The organism is Verticiella alkaliphila (genome assembly GCF_018904615.1).
GTDB lineage: Bacteria > Pseudomonadota > Gammaproteobacteria > Burkholderiales > Burkholderiaceae_B > Verticiella > Verticiella alkaliphila.
On sequence record NZ_JADCNH010000082.1, the window covers coordinates 1 to 4163 of the forward strand.

The 4163-nt window shown below is 64.0% G+C and carries 3 protein-coding genes and 1 pseudogene; 2 read left to right on the forward strand and 2 right to left on the reverse strand.

The genetic code is table 11. From position 1 onward, the window contains the following. On the forward strand, positions 1-1089 hold a 1089-nt coding region (locus IMZ29_RS22130; protein ID WP_216188428.1), incomplete at its 5' end, for a hypothetical protein. A gap of 112 nt (positions 1090-1201) precedes the next feature. Here the strand turns inward: IMZ29_RS22130 and IMZ29_RS22135 are convergent. Then, positions 1202-2731, reverse strand: a complete 1530-nt coding sequence (locus IMZ29_RS22135) for a class I SAM-dependent methyltransferase (RefSeq protein WP_216188430.1) — start codon at positions 2729-2731, stop codon at positions 1202-1204. A gap of 144 nt (positions 2732-2875) precedes the next feature. Here IMZ29_RS22135 and IMZ29_RS22140 point away from each other — a divergent pair, with 144 nt between their 5' ends. Beyond that, the gene (locus IMZ29_RS22140; RefSeq protein ID WP_216188432.1) at positions 2876-3424 is read left to right on the forward strand and encodes a hypothetical protein; all 549 of its coding nucleotides are present in this window, start codon (positions 2876-2878) and stop codon (positions 3422-3424) included. Positions 3425-3476: 52 nt separating this feature from the next. On the opposite strand, the pseudogene IMZ29_RS22145 reads toward IMZ29_RS22140, so the two are convergent. Continuing rightward, positions 3477-4103: pseudogene (locus IMZ29_RS22145) on the reverse strand (NAD-dependent epimerase/dehydratase family protein); the annotation flags it as partial. Positions 4104-4163: the final 60 nt, after the last annotated feature.

Here is a 4163-nt window from a genome sequence, read left to right on the forward strand (position 1 = left end):
GAAGGTTTCGACACCCTCGTCATCGAAACGGAAGCGGCCTTGGTCTCGGCTGGCGAGTACAACATCCTGAAGTCGGGCGTGACGAACATCGACAACCTCGTGTTCGCCAACGAAGTCGACGTGGACGCTGCGCGTCTGTCGACGTTCAGCCAACTGACGTTCCAAGACGAGAGCATCGTCAAGAACGCTTCGGCCACGCAACTCCTGGTTGCCGAAGATGACCTGAAAGTGTTCGCCGCTGGCTACAAGGGCGCGGGCACCTTCGGTGGCGCGGTCACCGTTGAAGTGGGCGACGATTATGTCGACCTCGACGTCTATGCGTCTGAGCTCAACCTGCGCGTTGAAGACGGTGGCGTTGACCTGACGGGTGATGTGCAAGTTGCCAATGTCGAGCTCGTGACCACGTGGCCTGAAGAAGAAGTGAGTCTGCAGGCTATGTACGGCGCCTACTTCGAAGTGGACTCCACAGACGTTGCGTCCCTGACGACGCTCACCGTTACCGGTTCGGGCTATGTCGATATCTACAATGGCGATTGGCAGTACGGTGAGGACGATGAAGTCGTTCTGGTGTCCTCCGCCCTTGTCACGATCGACCTGTCTGGTATGGACGCCAAGAGCACCCTCTACTACTCGTCCGTGAACGAGCTGGCCGAGTCCATCTCGCTGGGCGCTGGTGATTCGTACATCTACCTGAACAACTCGACCGTTGATGCGGCAGACACGCTGACCGGCTTGAAGTTGATCGATCTGAGCGTCGACCTGGACGACGGCGAGGAGCGCGCTCCGTACGATGACTTGCAAGTTGGCGCGGTCGTCGGTGACGATTTCGTGACGTTCGACAGCTTCGTCAAGACTACCGTGACGGAAACGGACAGCTTCGACCTGGCTTTGACGGAAGTCGCCGCCAAGGGCGTCGTGGTGAACGGTGAAGGCGGTCAGTTCGTGTTCACGTTCGGTGGCGACACCTACGTGTACGCCAACATCGGCGAAGTCACGCTGGACGACACCGACGTGCTCGTGAAGATCGTCGGCGAAGTCAACCTGGACCACCTGGTCAACACCCTGAACGATAGCTGGTTCGCCGACTAAGTTCTTGGTGCCATCAGGGTTGATGTCGACTGCACTTTCCGGTGCAGTCGACATGACTTCCGGTGTTGTACGAAGCCCCGCAACAAGCTCGTTGCGGGGCTTCTTTTGTTTCTTAGTCCACGATACCCAATTGCTTCAAGAGCGGAATCAGTTCGCCCTCGAACCGGCTGTGCCGGGTGGCAAGTTCCGCGAGATTGGCTTCGTCACCGTGGATCGGTGTGTCCCCCTGCTTGAGGCGTTGACCGCGCTGCTTCAGATGTTGCCATGCAAAGGCCGGATAGTCCGTTGCGCCCTGCGAACGTGCGAGCAGGAATAGCTGGGTGACCCGATCCGCGGGTACCGCCCCGCCCGTAACAGGGGAGGCGAGCACCCGGAGCTCCCCACCGTGCTCTGCGTCATGAAGGACGGCGGCATTGAACGCATCCGTGCGTGAGCGACGCTGTTCCTCGCCCAGTGCATCGAGCGCCGTGTCGATCTGCCCGCTGCCTAGCAGAATCTGCAAAGCCTGGCGCAGCCGTAGTGGCCCAACTTCCTTCACCCTGTGGTCCTTCAGGAGCTCGCCAACGGTGCGAGGCCCTTCCGCCAAAGCCTCGATCACGGGTACGTAATAGGCGGCTTCCAGATCCGCCTCTCCTCGAGGTGTGCGCACCTTGAGGTTGACCGCGCTGGGTGCCCGCACCAAGGCCAGCCGCTGGCCGCGCCAGCTCTCCTCAAGTTCGGTGTTGGACAGCGTCAAACGTCCCTTCACAAAGATGTCGCGTCGGAATTGCTGGTTGATGAGGTAGTCGCGCGTTGTCTCGCGCAACGTAAGGTCGGAAATGTCTGCAAGCAGCTTGCTCTGTTCGGGCGTCAGACTGACAGCGTCCAGTTGTTCGACAAGATTGGTGCTGCCCGCGTACGTCAGCTTCGCTTCACCCATAGCCCGGGCGATATCGGCAAAATAGAAAGGCTGCCACACATCGTTCAGGTACTCATGGGCGAGATATGCCGGTGACTCCGTTTGAATGCGTTCGAACCGGGCGGTGGCCACTTTGTTGGTTCGGAAGAAGGCCCCCTGAGCGTCGATCACGTTTTTGGCAAAGGAAAGGGCGGCGGGAACCTTCTGCGTGGACGTGCCGGATGCCGATTGGGCTTGCAGATACATCAGATGCCGCAACGGCGCCACCGCCGCCCACCCCGGCATGGCGTTGTAGGACACGTACACCAGGCCGCCCGGCTTCAGGCGGCGCTGGATGAAAGCCCGGATGTGCTCGCGGTGCGGCTCGGCGACCCAGCTGTAGATGCCGTGCAGCGTGATGATGTCGAACATCGGCAGGCTGTCGTCATGGCGCATCTCCTCGAAGCTGTGCTCCAGGAAATGCACGTTATCGATGCCGGCGCGATTGGCCAGGCGCTGGGCGCCGGCGATGTGGGCGGGGTTGAAATCGTTGGCGTAGACCTGGAGCTGCGGATTGGCGGCCGCCAGCAGGTTGGCGGTCACGCCCTGGCCGCAGCCCAGCTCGCAGTAGGTGAGGGGGGCATCGGGCGACGGCGCGGCCAGGCCGCGTTCGCGCGTGGCGAAGGCGAGCATCGAGGGGCTCAACTCACGATAGAAGCCGTGGGTGTAGCCGATGTCGGCCACGTAGCCGTCGTTCCAGGTCATGCAGAGCTCCTCGGGGCAGCGGCGCAGGTCGCGTATGTGGGGGCGGCCAGGGGGCGGCAGCGGGAGGTTCATTCTATGCTGCCTCGGGCAGGCGGGGCGGGCCGGGATTTGCGACAATGCGCTGGGCATCATTGCGAGATCCGCATGCGCATCATCAATACGCTGACCGTCACCTACGACGAAAACGAGGATCGCCTCCATCTGGCGGCGCGCTGTGCCGACGGCCACGAGCAGGGCCTGTGGCTGACGCAGCGCCTGGCGAACCTGCTTATCAAGGTGCTGGCCGACCGCCTATCGCAGGCCTCGGCCGTGCCGATGACGCGCCCTGTGGCAAAGCCGGCCGCAGGGGCTTCTGCGGGCACAACGTCGTCTGCTGGCGAATCCCGGGCGACTGCGGCCGTGCCGCGCGCCCGCACGGAGAGCGAGCCTGTAGAGGTGCCGCGCACGGCGCCTCATGGGCTCATTCACACCATCAATGTCGTGCGTCACGCGGGCGGCGGCCACCATCTGGTGCTGCGCTGGGAGACCGCGCGCGCCTTGGCACTGCCGCTGGATGGTGATGCCCTGCGCCGGGTGCTGCAGGTACTGCATCTGCGGTATCGCACGGCGGAATGGCCGCTGGGCGGGGTGTGGCCCGAAGGCATCGAGAGCAGCCTGCAGGGCGGCGCCCCGCCGGACACGGTACTGCACTGAGCCACTCGCCGACGTCGTCGGTGCGGCGTCGCCATGAACCGGCCCGAGGCCGTCAGCCCCGATCGTGTTCCGCCGCGATGAGGGCCGCGTAGCCTGCTCGCGCATCCGGCCAGCGCAGGTCGAAACCCGTGGCCTTCAGGCGGGCGTTGCACACGCGCTTGCTGCCCACGCGAGGCGGGGGCGGGCCTTCGGGCACCGCGGGCGCGCCCAATTGCGCGCCGAGCTCGCTGTACAGGTCGTGCAGCGGTAGCGGCGTGTCGTCTGCGCCGATGTACACCGCGTCGGGCGACGGCAGCATCAGCAGGTGCGCCGCGGCAGCAGCCGCGTCGTCGATGTGCATGCGGTTGGCCCAGTGTGGCGGCGTGCGCGGGGCGTGCGCCGCGCCTTCCCGCAAGCGTTCGAGCAATTGCAGCCGCCCGGGGCCATAGAGGCCCGCCAGCCGCAGCGCCACACTGGGCACGGTCTGGGCAGCCAGCCAGTCTTCGGCCTCGCACAGGATGCGTCCGTTGAACCCCATCGGCGCCACGGGCGTGGTCTCGTCCACCCAGGCCCCGTCGTGATCGCCGTAGACGGCCGAGGACGATACGAACACCACGCGTTGCACGCTGGCGGGCAGTGCGGCCACGAGATGCTGCAGGCCGTCCACGAACGCGCGGCGATAGGGTGATCCATCACGCGATCACACGTCACGCACGTCTCTGATACATAAAGTTAATAAATCAAACGAGACATGTCACCT

Excerpts from the sequence above, each read along its gene's own strand:
- IMZ29_RS22135 (WP_216188430.1), bottom strand. The coding sequence starts at position 2,731 with ATGACCTGGAACGACGGCTACGTGGCCGACATCGGCTACACCCACGGC.
- IMZ29_RS22140 (WP_216188432.1), top strand. The coding sequence starts at position 2,876 with ATGCGCATCATCAATACGCTGACCGTCACCTACGACGAAAACGAGGAT.